18 protein-coding genes, 1 tRNA gene and 2 pseudogenes are annotated in these 16,921 nt (G+C 62.9%); 8 read left to right on the forward strand and 13 right to left on the reverse strand.

Annotated features, from left to right (window positions below; all coding sequences use genetic code 11):
- The first annotated feature begins 2 nt into the window (after window positions 1–2).
- Window positions 3–74: transfer RNA gene (locus DC31_RS06855), tRNA-Arg, on the forward strand.
- Window positions 75–84: 10 nt separating this feature from the next.
- Here the strand turns inward: DC31_RS06855 and DC31_RS06860 are convergent.
- The 5 genes and pseudogenes from DC31_RS06860 to DC31_RS06875 form a co-directional block, all read right to left on the reverse strand.
- Window positions 85–2,453 (reverse strand): annotated as a pseudogene (locus DC31_RS06860) (phosphoketolase family protein).
- A 44-nt stretch (window positions 2,454–2,497) separates the two neighbouring features.
- Window positions 2,498–3,394: an SDR family oxidoreductase gene (locus DC31_RS06865; RefSeq protein ID WP_036278494.1), complete on the reverse strand. Its 897-nt coding sequence runs from the start codon at window positions 3,392–3,394 to the stop codon at window positions 2,498–2,500.
- 181 nt (window positions 3,395–3,575) lie between these two features.
- The gene (locus DC31_RS06870; RefSeq protein ID WP_036278496.1) at window positions 3,576–4,550 is read right to left on the reverse strand and encodes a DNA topoisomerase IB; all 975 of its coding nucleotides are present in this window, start codon (window positions 4,548–4,550) and stop codon (window positions 3,576–3,578) included.
- Window positions 4,551–4,605: 55 nt separating this feature from the next.
- On the reverse strand, window positions 4,606–4,770 hold the full coding sequence (locus DC31_RS18675; protein WP_200872879.1) for a hypothetical protein: 165 nt from the start codon (window positions 4,768–4,770) through the stop codon (window positions 4,606–4,608).
- 158 nt (window positions 4,771–4,928) lie between these two features.
- Entirely contained in the window at window positions 4,929–5,243 is a 315-nt protein-coding gene (locus tag DC31_RS06875; RefSeq protein WP_036278498.1) for a hypothetical protein, read from the reverse strand.
- A 250-nt stretch (window positions 5,244–5,493) separates the two neighbouring features.
- Between DC31_RS06875 and DC31_RS06880 the strand changes: the two genes are divergently transcribed.
- A complete protein-coding gene (locus tag DC31_RS06880) occupies window positions 5,494–6,372 on the forward strand; it encodes a 1-phosphofructokinase family hexose kinase (protein ID WP_235201382.1) in 879 nt (292 codons plus the stop codon).
- Window positions 6,373–6,511: 139 nt separating this feature from the next.
- A complete protein-coding gene (gene surE / locus DC31_RS06885; protein ID WP_051606540.1) occupies window positions 6,512–7,309 on the forward strand; it encodes a 5'/3'-nucleotidase SurE in 798 nt (265 codons plus the stop codon).
- A 51-nt stretch (window positions 7,310–7,360) separates the two neighbouring features.
- Here surE and DC31_RS20225 read toward each other — a convergent pair whose 3' ends face one another.
- The 3 genes from DC31_RS20225 to DC31_RS06895 all read right to left on the reverse strand — a co-directional run bounded on the left by DC31_RS20225 (window position 7,361) and on the right by DC31_RS06895 (window position 8,550).
- Window positions 7,361–7,528: a DUF1731 domain-containing protein gene (locus tag DC31_RS20225; protein WP_327036832.1), complete on the reverse strand. Its 168-nt coding sequence runs from the start codon at window positions 7,526–7,528 to the stop codon at window positions 7,361–7,363.
- A 77-nt stretch (window positions 7,529–7,605) separates the two neighbouring features.
- Complete coding sequence (locus tag DC31_RS06890; protein WP_327036833.1) at window positions 7,606–8,259, reverse strand: NAD-dependent epimerase/dehydratase family protein; 654 nt, start codon at window positions 8,257–8,259, stop codon at window positions 7,606–7,608.
- Between the two features lie 72 nt (window positions 8,260–8,331).
- The gene (locus tag DC31_RS06895) at window positions 8,332–8,550 is read right to left on the reverse strand and encodes a hypothetical protein (protein ID WP_036278500.1); all 219 of its coding nucleotides are present in this window, start codon (window positions 8,548–8,550) and stop codon (window positions 8,332–8,334) included.
- Between the two features lie 427 nt (window positions 8,551–8,977).
- Between DC31_RS06895 and DC31_RS06905 the strand changes: the two genes are divergently transcribed.
- Complete coding sequence (locus DC31_RS06905) at window positions 8,978–9,295, forward strand: DUF7882 family protein (RefSeq protein WP_036278504.1); 318 nt, start codon at window positions 8,978–8,980, stop codon at window positions 9,293–9,295.
- Between the two features lie 22 nt (window positions 9,296–9,317).
- Entirely contained in the window at window positions 9,318–9,698 is a 381-nt protein-coding gene (locus DC31_RS06910; protein ID WP_036278507.1) for a hypothetical protein, read from the forward strand.
- A 3-nt stretch (window positions 9,699–9,701) separates the two neighbouring features.
- Here the strand turns inward: DC31_RS06910 and DC31_RS20500 are convergent.
- Window positions 9,702–11,876, reverse strand: a pseudogene (locus tag DC31_RS20500) (MMPL family transporter).
- A 73-nt stretch (window positions 11,877–11,949) separates the two neighbouring features.
- Here DC31_RS20500 and DC31_RS06920 point away from each other — a divergent pair.
- A complete protein-coding gene (locus tag DC31_RS06920; protein ID WP_036278509.1) occupies window positions 11,950–12,543 on the forward strand; it encodes a MarR family winged helix-turn-helix transcriptional regulator in 594 nt (197 codons plus the stop codon).
- Window positions 12,544–12,550: 7 nt separating this feature from the next.
- Here the strand turns inward: DC31_RS06920 and DC31_RS06925 are convergent, their stop codons facing one another.
- The 3 genes from DC31_RS06925 to DC31_RS06935 are packed head-to-tail and all read right to left on the reverse strand — an operon-like array spanning window position 12,551 to window position 14,126.
- Window positions 12,551–12,892 (reverse strand): histone-like nucleoid-structuring protein Lsr2, encoded by a 342-nt coding sequence (locus DC31_RS06925; RefSeq protein WP_036278511.1) that lies wholly within the window; start codon window positions 12,890–12,892, stop codon window positions 12,551–12,553.
- 47 nt (window positions 12,893–12,939) lie between these two features.
- Window positions 12,940–13,266, reverse strand: coding sequence for a DMT family transporter (locus tag DC31_RS06930; RefSeq protein WP_036278513.1), 327 nt, complete (start codon window positions 13,264–13,266; stop codon window positions 12,940–12,942).
- A gap of 2 nt (window positions 13,267–13,268) precedes the next feature.
- Window positions 13,269–14,126, reverse strand: coding sequence for a LuxR C-terminal-related transcriptional regulator (locus DC31_RS06935; RefSeq protein WP_036278514.1), 858 nt, complete (start codon window positions 14,124–14,126; stop codon window positions 13,269–13,271).
- Between the two features lie 112 nt (window positions 14,127–14,238).
- Between DC31_RS06935 and DC31_RS06940 the strand changes: the two genes are divergently transcribed.
- Together DC31_RS06940 and DC31_RS06945 are read left to right on the forward strand one after the other, a co-directional pair.
- Window positions 14,239–14,586: a DUF485 domain-containing protein gene (locus DC31_RS06940; RefSeq protein WP_036278516.1), complete on the forward strand. Its 348-nt coding sequence runs from the start codon at window positions 14,239–14,241 to the stop codon at window positions 14,584–14,586.
- The gene (locus DC31_RS06945; protein WP_036278518.1) at window positions 14,583–16,217 is read left to right on the forward strand and encodes a solute symporter family protein; all 1,635 of its coding nucleotides are present in this window, start codon (window positions 14,583–14,585) and stop codon (window positions 16,215–16,217) included. Before DC31_RS06940 ends, DC31_RS06945 begins: the two co-directional genes overlap by 4 nt.
- A gap of 71 nt (window positions 16,218–16,288) precedes the next feature.
- Here DC31_RS06945 and DC31_RS06950 read toward each other — a convergent pair whose 3' ends face one another.
- A complete protein-coding gene (locus DC31_RS06950) occupies window positions 16,289–16,750 on the reverse strand; it encodes a methylated-DNA--[protein]-cysteine S-methyltransferase (protein WP_235201383.1) in 462 nt (153 codons plus the stop codon).
- Window positions 16,751–16,921: the final 171 nt, after the last annotated feature.

A 16,921-nucleotide genomic window follows, 5' to 3' on the forward strand; every position in this document is an offset into this window, starting at 1 on the left:
CAGCCTCTGTAGCTCAATGGAAGAGCAGTTCCGTCCTAAGGAAAGGGTTGGGGGTTCGACTCCCTCCAGGGGCACTCATAGGAATTAGCGCGGTGCTGTGGGCCAGCGCCATCCGCTGATGTCGGGGTCGTCCTCACCGTGCAGGCGTGTGTAATCTCGAGCCCGCTGTCGCCGCTCCAGCAGATTCGCGATCAGTGGCGCGTACGATGCGTCCGCGCCAGAGGGCCGCTCAAGTGCGTCTGCGGCGAGCCGGAAGCGGTCGAGGTCGTTCAGCATGACCATGTCGAAGGGTGTTGTGGTGGTGCCCTTCTCTTTGTAGCCTCGCACGTGCAAATTGGCATGACCGCGACGGCGGTAAGCGAGACGGTGAATGAGCCACGGTACCCGTGGTAGGCGAAGACGATCGGCTTGTCGGTCGTGAACACTGCGTCGAAATCCTCGTCCGACATGCCATGTGGGTGCTCTTCCTCGGACTGCAGCCTCATCAGATCTACGACGTTGACCACGCGCACTGCGAGCTCCGGCGCTTCCTCTCGGAGAATCGCGGCAGCGGCGAGAACCTCGAGCGTCGGGACATCTCCGGCCGCGGCGAGCACCACATCGGCCTGGTGATCGTTGGTCTCGGTGCTCGCCCAGTCCAGGATTCCGAGTCCGCGAGTGCAATGTGCAACGGCTTCATCCATCGACAGCCACTGCGGTGCATCCTGCTTACCGGCGACGACTACGTTGACATAGTCGACTGTGCGAAGGCAGTGGTCGTACGTGCTGAGCAGCGTGTTCGCGTCGAATGGGAGGTAGACCCGCACGACGTCGGCGCTCTTGTTCACGGCGAGGTCGATGAAACCGGGATCCTGATGTGTGAAGCCGTTATGGTCCTGACGCCAGACGTGGCTGGAGAGCAGATAGTTCAAGCTCGAAATGGGCTGGCGCCACTCGATGGACCGGGAGGTCTCCAGCCATTTGGCGTGCTGATTGAACATCGAGTCGACGATGTGCACGAAGGCCTCATAGGAGTTGAAGATCCCGTGCCGACCCGTCAGAAGGTAGCCTTCCAGCCATCCCTGGCATTGGTGTTCGCTGAGCACTTCCATCACACGCCCGGCACGGGCGAGGTGTTCGTCCAGCGGACTCGTTAGGGCGTTCCACTGCTTGTCAGTCGCCTCGTACACGGCAGGTGCAAGACGGTTCGATGCGGTCTCGTCGGGCCCGAAGATCCGGAACGTTCGAGGATTTCGGCGGATCACCTCAGCCAGGTAGCCGCCCAGCACTGCGGTGGCTTGCGCGTCTGAGGCGCCGGGATGGTCAACGGTGACGGCAAAGTCTCGAAACTTCGGAAGGTCCAGGTTTTCGCGGAGGGCGCCCCCGTTGGCATGCGGCGACGCCGACATCCGATGCTCCGCGTTCGGGATGAGACGGTCGATGTGCTCGTTCGGTGCTCCGTCCGCGCCAAACAGCTCGTCTGGATCATAGGAACGGAGCCACTGTTCGAGCTGGTGCAGATGCTCTGCGTTCTCCCTGGCCGACGGCAGCGGAACCTGATGGGCGCGCCAGGTACCCTCGACGGGTAGTCCATCCACATACTTGGGGCCGGTCCAGCCTTTCGGCGAGCGGAGGATGATCATCGGCCAGCGTGGACGCGTCATATCACCCTCGCGAGCGGCGTCGCGGATGTGTGCAATGCGGTCCAGCGCGTCATCCATGATGGCCGCGAAGCGCTGGTGCACGTCGCCGTGTTCATCGTCCGCGGTGAACTCGACCAGCAGTGGATCATGGCCATAGCCGCGCATCAGATCGAGCAGTTCCTCTTCGGGGATGCGGTCAAGCACCGTCGGGTTGGCGATCTTCCAGCCGTTCAGATGAAGGATCGGCAGCACAGTGCCGTCTGTGAGCGGATCGAGGAACTTGTTCGCGTGCCAGGCTGTCGCTAACGGTCCCGTCTCTGCCTCCCCATCTCCGATCACGCAGAAGACTGTCAATTCGGGGTTGTCGAACGCTGCCCCGTACGCATGGCTCAGCGAATAACCCAGCTCCCCACCTTCATGGATGGAGCCCGGCGTCTCTGGCGCAACGTGACTGGGGATGCCGCCCGGGAAGGAGAACTGACGGAACAGGCGTCGCATCCCCTCCTCATCCCGGGTGATGTCGGGATAGATCTCCGAATAGGTGCCATCCAACCACCCGTTGGCGACCATTCCCGGACCACCGTGGCCCGGCCCAGTGATGTAAAGCGCATTCAGCCCCCGGTCTTGGATAAGCCGGTTGGCGTGCGCATACACCAGGTTCAGGCCCGGCACCGTACCGAAATGGCCCAGCAACCGGGGTTTCACATCCTCCTTGACGAGCGACGTGCGCTGCAGCGGGTTTCCCTGCAGATAGATCTGGCCCACACTGAGGTAGTTGGCGGCTCGCCACCACGCGTCCAGCTGTGCGATTCGCGATTCGTCCATGAGCATTCGATTCCCCTTTTCGTCCGCATCGGTCAGATGTATTCGTGATGTCACGGAGTCGGCATTCCGCCGTTGACGTTCAGAGTTTCGCCGACCACGTAGCTGGATTCCGCAGAGGCGAGGAAGACGTACGCAGGTGCGAGTTCGGCGGGCTGGCCCGCTCGTCCCAATGGAGTGTTCTCGCCGAACTCTGCAATCTTCTCTTGCGGTTGCCCCTCGGTAACCTGCAGCGGCGTCCAGATTGGCCCGGGAGCGACCGCGTTAACTCGAATGCCCTTGGGAGCAAGTTGCTTCGCGAGTCCCTTCGTGAATGCATTGATCGTCGCCTTTGTCGCCGCATAGTCGACGAGGATCTCGGAAGGCGAATATGCCTGGATCGACGTCGTGTTGATGATCGTCGCGCCCGGCTTCAAGTGCGGAAGCGCCGCTTTGGTAATCCAGAACATGGCATAGACGTTGGTCTTGAATGTGTCATCGAACTGCTCATCGGAGAGAGTCGTCAGGTCCTCATTGAACACCTGCTTGCCGCCGTTGTTGACAACGATGTCAATCCCACCAAGTTCGTCCACCGCTTTTGCGACCAGCTCTCGGCAATACGAATCATCTCGTAAATCCCCGGGAGCGGTGACAGCGATGCGCCCGGCATCCTCGATCAGACCAGCGATGCGCCGTGCATCCGGTTCCTCATCCGGCAGATAGGACAACACCACATCGGCGCCCTCCCGCGCAAACGCGATCGCGACGGCCGCTCCGATACCAGAATCCGCGCCTGTGATTAGTGCCTTCCGACCTTTCAGCCGGCCGGTGCCCCGATAGGTGTTCTCACCATGATCGGCCCGAGGCTGCAACTTCGCGTCGAGGCCCGGCTCAGGCTGCTCCTGTTTCGGCGCATCAATATCTCCGTACAGCTTCGTCGGGTCGGCGACGGTGTATTGATCTTTCGACATGACATCTCCTCACGGTTCCACACCGCGGCGAGGTGGTGCGCGGTGATGATCCCGCTCACGATACGACGTCTTCGCCGATCACACCCGGGGGTTGCGCCGACAGCGCTAATGCGCCCTGCCCCGCTGCCTTGCCTCGCGCGAGCGGCCCTTTAGGTCGCGCCGGTGCCGCGAAGGCGGGTTCTCACCCGGCGGAAACTCCGTCCAGCAGCGCGCGGATCGCGCGTTCCGGGCTCACTCCGAGATCCAGCAGGTGCCCTCTGGCGTACTGCCGGAATACCCGCGGATCGATGTAGCTCGCACGCGCGATGGCCGGCGTGTTGCCTAGGCCATCGGCGGCAGCACTGACCGCGAGCACCTCAGCGTGCTTTCGATCCCGTTTAGTGTCGACCGGACCGATACGGGCCAATGCTTCAGCGGCGATGATCGTCCCACGAAGCGTGCGGAAGTCTTTGGCCGTGAATGCTCCGCCGGTGACATCGCGGACATGAGCGTTCACTTCGGCTGGCCGGAGAGGCACCTGACGCCGGCCACGCTGGTACCACAGCAGCGGCGATGACTGTCGTCCGGTGTTGAGCGCGCCGATGGCAGTTGCGAGGTCCTGATCCACGATGTCGAGATGTGCGCGTTTCCCGCTCTTCGCGGGAAACGAGAGGGTGACGGTGGATGCTTCGACGCGGGCATCCCTCCTCTGCAACGTGGTGAGCCCCCGGCTGCCGTGCAGGGTCAAGTACCTTGTCGATCCGACCCGCGGTGCCGCGGTGTCCAGGATGCGAAATGACACCGCGAGCGCGTGCTCTCGGTCCGGTTCGTCCCGACGCAGGGCCTTCGTGACGCGCGCGCGTGCCAGCGGGAGAGTCGAGGCGAGCATGAGTGCTCGCGAGAATTTGCGTCGGTCGTGCCGAGTCCGCCACGCCGGGTGATAGATGTACTGCCGGCGACCAGCTTTGTCTGTCCCCACCGTCTGGATGTGCGCGAGCGGATCGACGGAGATCCAGACGTCGGTCCAGGCCGGTGGGATCGCGAGGTCATGAATCCGCTCAAGATCTAGCCTCGCGGGGGCATCACCCCGCCAATCAATGTATCGGAACCCCGTTCCGGCACGCACGCGCCGCAGTCCCGGGTCGACCCCAGCGCGCACCCGCAACAGCCGAACCATTCGAATACCCCGTGATTCAGACTAGACAGCTGGGATACGCCGTGATGGAAGCGAACTATGCAGCATTCCTCCCGCTGATGACGCGGAAGAGGAACGCGATGAGCGCGATCACACCGACGATGATTGCGACCCAGAGCAGCCAGTTGAGCGCGGCGTTCAGGCCTCCGACGATTGCGAGGACGATCGCGACGATAACAATGATGACGAGAGCGATATTCACGAGAATTCCTTCTGGTCTGGCCGGTCCTTCCGGGTGTAACGAAACCGGCGTCAGGTCTCACGATGGCACGATATGGAGCATCCGCAATGGGGCTTGACGTCCACCATTTCGCGGTGCTAAGAATCGGCGTTCGACCGATAGAGCGACGTGGGCCTCGCTCAGCGCGGACTCCGACCTTGCCGGGTCACGGGTGGCGCGTGCGGTATCTGGATCGGTCTGGTCGACCGCGATTCAGCGCCCCCGATCACATCGCATACGGCGTCGAGCGCGCCCTCGAGATGCTCGAACTCGCGATTCACCGTCGAACCACGAAGCCACACCACCTCGAATCGCTCGTTGCGCCGTTCGATGAAGGCGACCACGTGCTCGGGATGGTCCTCCGGCATACTCGCATCGCATGCGCGCCACGCCCCGTCACCAAGTCGGGTCAGTTCTACACAGTTGTGTGCACGGTCGTCACTCTTCGCGATCATCTCGCTCCTTGTTCCACGTGCAGTTTCTATCCGGATCACTGCCGTGGCGAGGGGCTTGACACTCGATCCGTGCGGACGTAATGCGGGGCTGAGGTCGGATGTTGCGCACACCCGCGGCGGCGATGCAAGGGGGTTCTCACAGTGCGAGCGGCACGCCTACGGTGACCTGCATGAGTGATGTGATGATCTTTGCCCCCTCGCCGACGCTAACGATCACGCTCGAAAACCATGGCGGCGCGACCAGATCCACGTGCACGCTGGCGGACAGGGTGTGTGGCAGGCGCGGATGCTCCGGCGGCTTGGCCTGTCGGTCACGATGTGTTGTGCGCTCGCCGGTGAGAGTGGTCAGGTCGTGCGGCACCTGCTGCAGGACGACCAGATCAAGGTGCTTCGCGTACAGCGCGAGGGTCGCGCATCCGCCTATATCCACGACCGTCGTGACGGCGCTCGCACCATCGTCGGCGAGGAGTTCGGCGACCCGCTCGACCGCCACGACCTCGACGAGCTATACAGCCTGGTGCTCCGCGAAGGCATGGGATCGGGCGTGGTGATCCTCAGCGGTCCGGCCGACGAGGACGCGCTGCCGCCCGACACGTACCGGCGCCTCGCGGCAGACCTCCGGGAGGCCGGATGCACCGTCATTGTCGACCTCGCGGGCCCACGCCTGAACAGTTCCCTCGAGGGCGGAGTGCACGTGCTCAAAGTGAGTGACGAGGAGCTGCGAGCCGAGGGGCTCGTGGATGAGGCATCCGACATCGCAGCCCTCGCGGGCGTGATGCAGGGTCTGCGTGAACGCGGTGCCGAAACCGTGATCGTGACGCGCGCAGCCGATCCGTTCCTGCTGCTCGACAGCGATGGACTGCTGGAAATCACCAGCCCCGCGATGCAGGTGCTCGACAGCCGCGGGGCCGGAGACTCGCTCACCGCGGGCGTCGTCGCCGGGATAGTGCGCGGTGAAACGGCTCGCGTGGCGGTCACGCTCGGTGCCGCCGCGGGAGCCATGAACGTCACGCGCCACGGCCTGGGCACGGGCGATGCCGAGGCCATCGCCCGGCTGCGCAAGACCGTGCGGACCAGAGCTCTCAACGCCGGCGCGGCGGCGCGGAGGTCGACGGATCGCAACGGGTAAGCCCCGAGCGGCTGGCAGCGCTTGTGGACCAGGCGGAGGTGGCCGACGAGGTCGCCGGGCGGGATGACATGGCCGAGCCGGGGGCGGATGCTTCGTCCGGGCCGCACCCGTTACCCGACGCTGAGTCGGAGGGACGAGCATGACCCGCGTCCTGGTCACCAACGACGACGGGATCGACGCTCCGGGCTTGCACGCACTGGCGCGCACTCTGCGCGGGCGCGGGCTCGAGATCGTGATCGCAGCTCCCGCCGCGCAGTCCAGCGGTTCGAGCGCGTCGATCATGGCCGACGAGAAGAGCGGACGCATCACGATCGAACGGCGCACCCTCCCGGGGCTCGACGACGTCCCGACATTCGCAGTGCACGGCGGGCCGGGGCTGATCGCGCTCCTCGCCGCGCACGGTGCGTTCGGCGAACGCACGGATGTTGTGGCATCCGGCGTCAACCACGGAGCGAACGTCGGCCGTGCGATCCTGCACTCCGGCACCGTCGGGGCAGCACTCACCGGCGGACTTAACGGCGCGTGGGGTATGGCAGTGTCGCTCGATGTGGGGCTGTCGCCTTCGTCGTTCCTGTGGGATGAAGCATCTGACGCTGCCGCCGACTTGCTCCCGGTGCTCATTCAGCACCCGCGCGGCACAGTCATCAACGTGAACGTGCCAAACCTCACGCCCGTCCGCGGCAGCATCGAAGCGAAGCTCGCGCCATTCGGTATCGTGCAGACAACTCTCACCGAACGCGACGAGCACACAGTCCGCCTCGCCGTCGAAGACCTCCCGCACACCCCCGAGCCCGGCACCGACGCTGCGTACCTCGCCGAGGGGTGGATCACCGTCAGCGGCATCGACCCGGTCTCACACGTGCGGCTGGGGCTGCTGGATAGTGCCGAGCGTGGCTCATCGATCAGCGACCGTTTGAACCTTCACGACCCGGCGTGAGGCGTCCGAATCTTAGTTCGCGGAATTCGTTTGCTATGCGTACCGCTTCCACTAGCCTTCGGCAATTGCGGCGCGCACCGCCGTTTCGGCGGAACGGTGGGTGAAGGTAAAGCCGTTTTGAACAAGCACATCAGGGCGCACATCCGCATCGGCAGTGAGGAGCGACTCGGTTGCCGCCTTCCCGAGCACAAGCTTCAATCCCCACGCCGGAGCGGGCACCCAAAACGGTCGCCGAAGCTCACGGGCAAGGGATCGACCAACGTCGCTTGCGGTCGCCGGAGTCGGCCCGCACACATTCACCGGACCTGAGATCTGCGTGTCGATGATGTGCAGAATCGCACGCACCTCTCTTCGAGCGATACCCATGGCCATACTTGCGTTCCCTGTCCGAGCGGACCTCCAAGGCCAAACGATGTAAGCGCGATCATGGGGCGGAGCACGCCGCTGCGATGAATCACCGGCGCGGTGCGCAGAAGCGCGACGCGTGTTCCAGGCTCGGCGCGGCGAGCCGCTGCTTCCCACTCGACGCAGAGTCTGGCCAGAAACGTGTGGCCTGGCGGACTGGACTCTGAAAGCTCGATCCCGGGGACCGACCCGTAGTAGCCGACCGCTGAGCCTGACACCAGCGCGGGAGCGTCGGTGCCGAGCGCCTTCAACGCCGCGACCATCGTGCGGGTCGAATCGAGACGGGATGCGAGGAGCTGCTTGCGATACGACTTCGTCCACGGCATGCGTCCGACACTCGCGCCGTTCAGCAGAACCACGGCATCAGATCCTGCGAGGTGCCGCGGATCGAGGCTTCCCTCGGCTGGGTTCCACTCCACCTCGCTGGGACCAAGGGGCGGGCGACGCACCAACGTCAGGACCTCGTCACCGCGCTCACCGAGCGCACGAACAAGCGCTTTCCCGATCAGCCCTGAGGCTCCGGCAACCACCACGCGTCGACTCATAGCCTCTCCCAGCCTTCGATGTCACCAGCTATCACAGTAAGGCCGGCGGGCGCGGCGGCGCCAACGGTCCGATTATTCGGCGTCGTCGTCCGCCTCTTCCATCTCGGTCTGAGGTCGTCCGATGATCCCGATGCCGACAGCCTCGTGGCTGGGCTCTTCCTCAGAGTGGGGCGGAGCTTTGGGCTCCTCACCGGGTTCCTTTTCGGTGCTCGGCTCTTTCATCTCCTTCGTCGTCGGTTCCTTCGACTCGTCGGTGGACTCGGGAGTAGTCGGCTGATCTGATTCGCTCATGAGCACATCTTCGCGCAGTCGAGGCAGAACCGCATCGGGTTGACAAAGCCTGGGGCATTGGTCAGGCCCCATCTGTGATGTCGCCGCCGCACCACGAAGCCGCGCTCTCCGGTCGATATCCCTGGCCGCTCATGGAAGTTCGCGATTCGCCGCACGCTTCGCACGTTCGTCACACATCAGTGCCCCGATCTCGCCGCGAGCCTGACCTTCTACACGATGCTCGCGCGGTTCCCGCAGTGATGCGAGCTGCAAGCAGGTATCCCCGCCGAAACGCAGGTGCAAGTGCCGTTGCGTGACGCGAGCCGGATCCATAAGGCCGTGCGACTCGATCGTAAGGATGAGGCCAAGGGCGCGCGAGATCCGCCTCCTCGATGACGACCGACAACGTTCTCCACTAGATTCATAAAATTTCCACTAGATTCGTAAAATGGGAAGTCTGTTCTACGGCGACTCCGCGACGCCGATCATCATTGATGACCGCGTTCTCGCGCACCTCAAGGTTGTGATCGCGACCAAGTTGCGACGTAACGAGAGCTTCACGCTCTCGTGGGTGCATCCAGAAGCCGTGGAGCAGGGGCGTAGCACGATCTGGTTGCACCCGTCGATTCCCCTGCGATTTGTGTTCGAATTGCCGGATGCGCCGGAATTGAGCCGCCGCTGGATTGAAGATCTCGCGAACTCCGCGAATGCCAGCGGAGAGATCACGCTGGTCGACGAGCACATCGAGACTGCGCCCGCGGGCTAACAGCGTCTCCTACGATGAGTGAGTGCAACTCATCGATACTCTCGCCGCGGTCGGTGAGGTGCTGTCATGGATCGGCCTCGGAATGGGAGTTCCCCTCCTTGTGATCGCCGGAATGGTTGCGCTCGCGGAGGGGCGGTGGGAGCGAGTGGATATCGCGACCGTCGATCGTGACGGTGTTGCGATCGCACGCTGGTTCGCCGGTGGGGACTTTCACGAGCGTGCACTCACTGCTCGTGAGGCAGCGGCGGACGAATGGCATCGAGGTTTCGTCAGCGTGCGCAACCCGAGTCACGCCCGGTTGAATCCTCCGGTGCTCAAGCGTCTGCTGCTCACTCTCGGACTGGTGTTCTCCGTAGTCGGTGTCATCGGGTTCATTGTCTCGATGATCCCTGCCTTCTTCTGAGGCTTACTCCGCCCCGCGATGCAGCTTCGACGGCCACCAGATCGTGCGACCGATGTCGTACGCCAAGGCGGGCACCAGCAACGATCGCACGACGATGGTGTCCAGCAGCACGCCGAAGGCGACGATGAATGCCAGTTGCACGAGGAACAGGATCGGGATCACCGAGAGCGCCGCGAATGTGGCAGCCAACACGAGCCCCGCCGAGGTGATCACCCCTCCGGTGACAGAGAGTCCACGCAAGACTCCCTCGCGGGTGCCATGTTTCAGCGACTCTTCTCGCACCCGTGTCATCAAGAAAAATGTTGTAGTCGATTCCCAACGCGACGAGGAACACGAAGCCGAATAGCGGCACGGCGGGATCAGCGCCGGGGAAATCGAAGATGCCGTTGAACACCAGCGCCGACACGCCCATCGCCGTGCCGAACGACAGAACCGTGGTGAGAATCAGCAGCACCGGGGCAAGGATCGAGCGCAGCAACAGCATCAAGATGACGAGAATCACGACGAGGACGATCGGAATGATGAGGTTCCTGTCGTGGATCGAGGCGTCGTTCGTGTCGACGGCGGTCGCTGTGACTCCGCCGACAAGGGCATCCATGTGATCGAGTTCGACACGCAAATCCCGAACAGTGTGGGCCGCGGCGTCGGAGTCGGCGGCATCGGTTAGCGTGCCCTGCAGCATCACATCGCCATCGACGACAGTGGGCTCTGGGGTGGGTGTTCCGGGCGGGCCGAATGCAGTGATGCCGTCCTTGTCCACGCTCGCCGTACCGCTCGGGGAATCAGCGCTGGTCACGGCAACCGAGTCGATGCCGTCGTTGGCGAGAAGCACATCTGCAGCCTTCTGCATTGAGTCCTTCGCGACCACAACGTAGACCGGACTCCCGGATCCACCGGGAAAGTGCTCACCGAGTGCGACTTGACCATCGCGAGCTTCAGACGCGCCCAGAACCAAATCTGACTGTGGGATGCCGGTGGCGTTGAGCTGGGTGAATCCGGCAGCTCCAGCAATCAGCACAAGGGTGGTGACGATCCAGATCAGGCGGGGTCGATTCTTGATCGCACGCGTCAGTCGTGCCCACACGCCGGTGCTCGCCATACCATGCTCGTCAGCGACGGCTTCGGGATCGAACTTGGGCCGGCGCGGCCAGAACACGGCGCGACCGAAGACAAACAGCAATGCTGGCAGCAGGGTCAGTGCCGAAAGCATCGCGAACGCGATGCCGATAGCGGCTACAGGTCCCAGTGTGCTGTTTGATTTCAGGTCACTGAGGAGTAGGCAAAGGAGACCCGCGATCACCGTGCCGCCGGAGGCAACGATCGGTTCGACCGATGCTTTCCATGCGGCCAGCGTCGCAGCCCCCTTGTCGCGGGTACTGCGCAGCTCTTCTCGATACCGCGCGACGAACAGGAGCGAATAGTCGGTCGCTGCGCCGATCACGAGGATGAAGAGGATGCCCTGTGTCTGCCCGCTGAGCAGGAGGATCTCCCACTTGGCCAGCCACCACACGAGTAGCAGCGCTACGCACAGGGCGAACAGGCTGGTGGAGAGGACGACGACAGGCAGGAGTAGAGAGCGGTAGACGAGGATCAGGATGATGAACACCGCGAGCAGCGCGACTCCCAGTAGGAGCCCGTCGATTCCGGCGAAGCCGCCAAGAGATCTGCGGAGAAGCCAGCAGGCCCGGTGATGTAGACCGTCACACCATCTGGAGCAGCCTGACGTAGCTCGTCCCCGAGCGCCGTGACAGTGTCGCCGAGCTCGGCGTCGCTCGAAATCGGGATGAACGCCTGCACCGCCCGCTCGTCCTTCGAGGCGATGCCCGGGGACACCTCATCAGCGATGCCATCGATCTTGGATGCCGCGGTGATCGCTTCATCGATAGTCGAGAGCTGCTCGGCGCTGAGCGTTCCGTCCCCGACGAATACGGCGATGGCGGGAATCGCGTCGGAGTCCTTGAAGTCGCCGAGAAGCTTCTGCACCTGGGTGGCATCGGCAGATTCGGGAAGGTATGTCGTCTGATCGTTTGACGACACCTCCGACACCTTGCCGAACAGTGGTCCGCCGAGGCCGGCGCCCACAACCCACGCAAGAATGAGGAAAACCGGGATCAGCACCCGCAACCACGAGTGACGACGCACGCGAGGGCGTGAAGTGGAAACGCTTTCGTCAGGCATATCATCCTCTGTTTCGCTAGCCAGGCAAGAAGAAACCCTAGCACGTAACGTAATGAGGGATAGCATCGACTTTATGACTGCTGTTCCATCCGCCGAGTCCGAGCCGCGCCCGTTCGCGTTCGGGTCAGGGATCTACGACGTTGACGTCAGTGATCCGCGAGGTGAGCTGGTCGATAGATCAGGATTGACCGGCAGCGACATTCGCGAGATCAGTGGACTTATGCAAGCGCTCGGCGGCCTTCGCGACGCTGAGCAGAAGCTCTCCGAAGCATCGTTGCGCTATATGAAACTCAATACGACAGACATGCGGGCGCTGCACTTTCTCATCGCGTGCGAGAACAGCGGCGTCGTGGCAACGCCGGGTGCTATCGCCTCCCACCTCTCCATTTCGACCGCTTCCACGACGAAACTGCTCGATCGGCTGGAGCGCGGAGATCACATCACGCGTTCACCGCACCCATCCGACCGCCGAGCGCTGGCGATCTCGATCACGCCTGAGACGCGTAAGTCAGCTATCGAGACAGTCGGGCGACAGCATGCGCGTCGGTTCATCGCGGCGGCCAGGCTGACGACCCAGGAGCGGGAGATTGTGCGACGTTTCCTGGTGGACATGACAACAGAGATCGCCCTCGGCGATGTGCCGTGGGCGATCTCTGCAGAAGATTGATCGGCGGTTAGTGCTCCGCGCGATATGCCTCGACGACGGTCGCCGGGATGCGACCGCGCTCGGAGATGGCGTGGCCGTTGGCCTGAGCCCACGCACGAATTGCGGCGGTCTCAGGAGAAGCGCTCGCCCGCTTACGCGGACCCCCACGTGAAGCCGAGCTCGCCGAAGCGCGGCGAGCCGCTGCAATAAACGGTTCGAGCGCTTCGCGGAGAGCATCCGCATTCTCGGTGGTCAGATCAATCTCGTATGCGGTGCTGTTGAGCGAGAAGTGAACAGTCTCACCCTCACCTATTCCGAGCACACTTCCATCGATATCGTCAACCAGCTGATGCACAATTCGTCGGGCCATGTAATTAGCATACGCATCGAAGGAATGTTTATCCAACAACTCCGTCGTTATTCGTGACCGGGATCGATGATCTTGAGTCCCACAATGCATCCGACAAGTCCGAGGAGCAGCAGAATTCGCACCCACGAGATATCGGAATCTCCGGTGATCATCGCGTATATGACGGTCAATGATGCGCCGATTCCCACCCATACGGCATAGGCAGTACCGGTGGAGATGTCTTTCATAGCCCACGCTAAGCCGAACATTGACACGGTGAGTGCAGCGAAGAAGATCACGCTCGGCCAGAGCTTGCTCAGTCCTTCTGATTTTCCCAATGCGGTCGCCCAGACAGCTTCGAGAACACCCGAGACGATGAGAACGACCCACGCCATGATCAGGGCAGGAATCCCGCACGACGTGCGCGTGCAACGGCGGCGTGCCGAGTCGATGCGTCGAGCTTCGACATCGCCGTGCCCAGATATGCCTTGACGGTGCCCCCACGCAGGCCGAGCTGCGAAGCGATCTCTGCGTTGGTCGCGCCCAGCGCCGCGCATGCCAGCACGTCGGTCTCACGTGGTGACAGATGCACAGTCTGCACCGGACCTGTTGCGATCGGTGGTTCGTCACCGGCGGCGGCAAGCAATTTCTTCTCGAGCTGAGAGAGACGGTCGTGCAGGTCACGATCGGTGACGTCTGCTGAAATGCTGCGCAGTTCGGCGAAGCTCTCGCGCAGTTCCTCGCGTTGTGAAGGCGTGACTGTCTGCGAACGTGGAGAGAGCGACCGCATTCGCCGATCGATTTCGTCCCGAATGCGCAGTTCGGATGCCACGGCTTCGGCCACGGTCATCGCAGGTGCAGTCGTCACGCCGCCGACGGGTGTCTCCTGCCAGGCTCCGGCATAGAGCACGCCCCGCGAGCGTCCGTTCACGACGATCGGAATGGCCAGCAGAGTACGTAGCCCTTCGCCCAGCACGAAGCCGTCGTAGTCATGCGTGATCTGCTGCGATGAGCCATAGTCGCTCGTCATCCGCGGGCGCAGTTCTGTCATCGCTCGTCCGCCGAGGCCGCGCGCAGGTCGTACCCGCAGCCCATCGAGACTGTGCGTGCGGTTTCCGACGATGCTTGTCACCGAGACGATGCCGTCTTCGATGAGACCGCCGAATGCGACAGGGAAGCGTGTGCGTCGAGCGAGCTCATGCACTGCATGAGCGACGAGATCAGAATCCGAGTCCAGTGTGAACGTAGAACTCACCAGGCAATACCTACTTTCGGGGGTGACGACAGCCTGCCCCGTTTCGTAGCGTCGACCCTACCACTCGCGCGGCACCGTCGTGCGAGTCCGCTACATGAGGCAAGGAGGCCCCATGACCGACCGAATCGACTCTGAATCGGCAGGTGCAATCGACTACATCGCTGTCGAAGAATCCCCACGATTGCAGAAATTAAAGCGCACGCAGCGCTCTTTCATCTTCCCGATGGCCGCGCTTTTTCTGATCTGGTACTTCGTCTACGTGCTGCTGGCTGCATTCGCCACCGAGTTTATGGGGCAGCGGGTGTGGGGGGATATCACCATCGGATTGCTTTTGGGCCTCGGGCAGTTCGTCTCGACATTCGCCATCACAATGGGCTATGTCGCATTCGCAAACCGCAAGCTCGATCCGATAGCGCAAGAGATCCGCGAAGAGCTTGAGAAGGTCGAGGCGCAGGCATGAACATCTTCCCCACCGAGGCTGTGCCTTCCGCTGAGAACAATCCCGTCCTCAATATCGCCATCTTCGGCGCCTTCGTTGCGGTAACGCTTTTCATCGTCATCCGCGCAAGTCGCAACAATAAGACCGCCGCTGACTACTACGCCGCCGGTCGATCTTTCACTGGCCCGCAGAACGGCTTCGCCATCGCTGGCGACTATCTTTCTGCGGCATCCTTCCTTGGTATCTGCGGTGCAATCGCGGTGAATGGCTACGACGGATTCCTGTACTCGATCGGGTTCCTTGTGGCGTGGCTCGTCGCCCTGTTGCTGGTGGCCGAGATGATGCGCAACACCGGCAAATTCACGATGGCTGACGTGTTGTCCTTCCGCCTCAAACAACGACCGGTTCGGATGGCCGCGGCCATCACCACGCTCGCCGTCTGCTTCTTCTACCTGCTCGCGCAGATGTCAGGAGCCGGCGGTCTCGTCTCACTGCTGCTCGGCATTGATGGCAAGGTCGGGCAGTCGATCGTCATCGGTGTGGTCGGGCTTCTGATGATCGTCTACGTGCTGATCGGTGGGATGAAGGGCACCACCTGGGTGCAGATCGTCAAGGCCTTCCTGCTCATCGCCGGTGCCATTGCGATGACGATCTGGGTGCTGGCACTGCACGGCTTCAACTTGAACACCCTCCTGGAGGCTGCAGTCGCCAACTCGCCTAACGGCGACGCGATCCTCGCTCCTGGACTGCAATACGGCGCCAACCCCTGGGACTTCCTGTCTCTGGGCCTCGCGCTCGTACTGGGAACGGCTGGTCTCCCGCACGTGCTGATGCGCTTCTACACGGTGCCGACCGCGAAGGAGGCTCGTCGCTCCGTCGTGTGGGCGATCTGGCTCATCGGCGGGTTCTACCTGCTGACGCTGGTGCTCGGCTACGGTGCTGGTGCACTGGTCGGCGCAGAGACGATCCAGAATGCGCCGGGCGGAGTCAACTCGGCGGCGCCACTACTCGCGGCGAAGTTGGGTGGACCGATCCTGCTCGGATTCATTTCCGCGGTCGCATTTGCGACGATCCTGGCGGTGGTCGCAGGTCTCACCATCACGGCGGCTGCGTCGTTCGCGCACGACATCTACGCGAACGTCATCCAGAAGAACAAGAAGAACGCCGAGGGCACGCCGGTCGCCGCGGACCCCAACGCTGAGGTCAAGGTGGCCCGCCGGACGGTGATTGTGATCGGCATTTTGGCGATCATCGGCGGCATTGGCGCGCAAGGGCAGAACATTGCTTTCCTCGTTGCACTCGCTTTCGCGGTTACGGCATCTGCCAATCTGCCGACGATTCTGTACTCGCTGTTCTGGCGCCGCTTCAACACGCGCGGTGCGGTGTGGAGTATGTACGGCGGGCTCGGCTCAGCGATCCTGCTGATCGTGCTCTCGCCGGTGTTCTCCGGCTCGGAGACCGCGATGATCCCGACGATCGACATCGCGATCTGGCCGCTGAACAATCCCGGTATCGTCTCGATCCCGCTGGGATTCATCCTCGGCTGGCTCGGTACGATCACGAGCCGAGCGCCAGAGTCGCCTCAGCTCGCTGCCGAAATGGAAGTGCGCTCACTCACCGGATTCGGTGCCGAGAAGGCGACGGATCACTGACGCCCGCTGAACGCTGAGTGTGAGGAACGACACGAACCCCCGGCGGCCTACCCGCCGGGGGTTCGTGTCATCTATCGCTCGAGGTCGAGCAGATAGCGCTTGTGCTCGGGATGAGCACCGTACTGACCGGGACTGCCGTCCGAGCGCACCACCCGGTGGACCGGGACGATGATCGAGAACGGCGTCAGCCGGCACGCGGTGCCGACGGCACGAGCAGCGCCCGGGCTCCCAGCCAGTACTGCGACCTCGCCATAGCTCATCGTCTCGCCCCACTTGATCGTGTTGATCGCTTGCAGCGCCGCGCGATGGAATCCGTCGGTTAGGCGCCAATCCAATCGCAGGTGTTCGTCGAAGCGCACCGGTACTCCTCCGAAGTAATCGTCCAGAAGGTGCGCCAGCTCGTCGGCCGCACCGGGATCGGGCACGGGCACATCGTGCAGACGTGTCGAGATGTCTTCCAGCAACCAGGGAACGGTGGGATCGGCAGACTCGGACAGGTCGAAGCGCACGATTCCCTCGTCGGAGAACACCACGAGGCGTCGCCGAACGGAGTGGGAGCGAAGTCGTAGCGGAATGTCATGAGCCCATCCTGACGGGTGTGGAGGCATCGCACCGTGCTGATCCCGCCAGCGGGGGAGAAGTAGCGAAATGGGTGCTGAAGTGCAGGAAAAGTGGCCTAATCCGGTGAAACCCGCCCGGGATAC

It is taken from the genome of Microbacterium sp. CH12i, assembly GCF_000685355.1.
Lineage (GTDB): Bacteria > Actinomycetota > Actinomycetes > Actinomycetales > Microbacteriaceae > Microbacterium.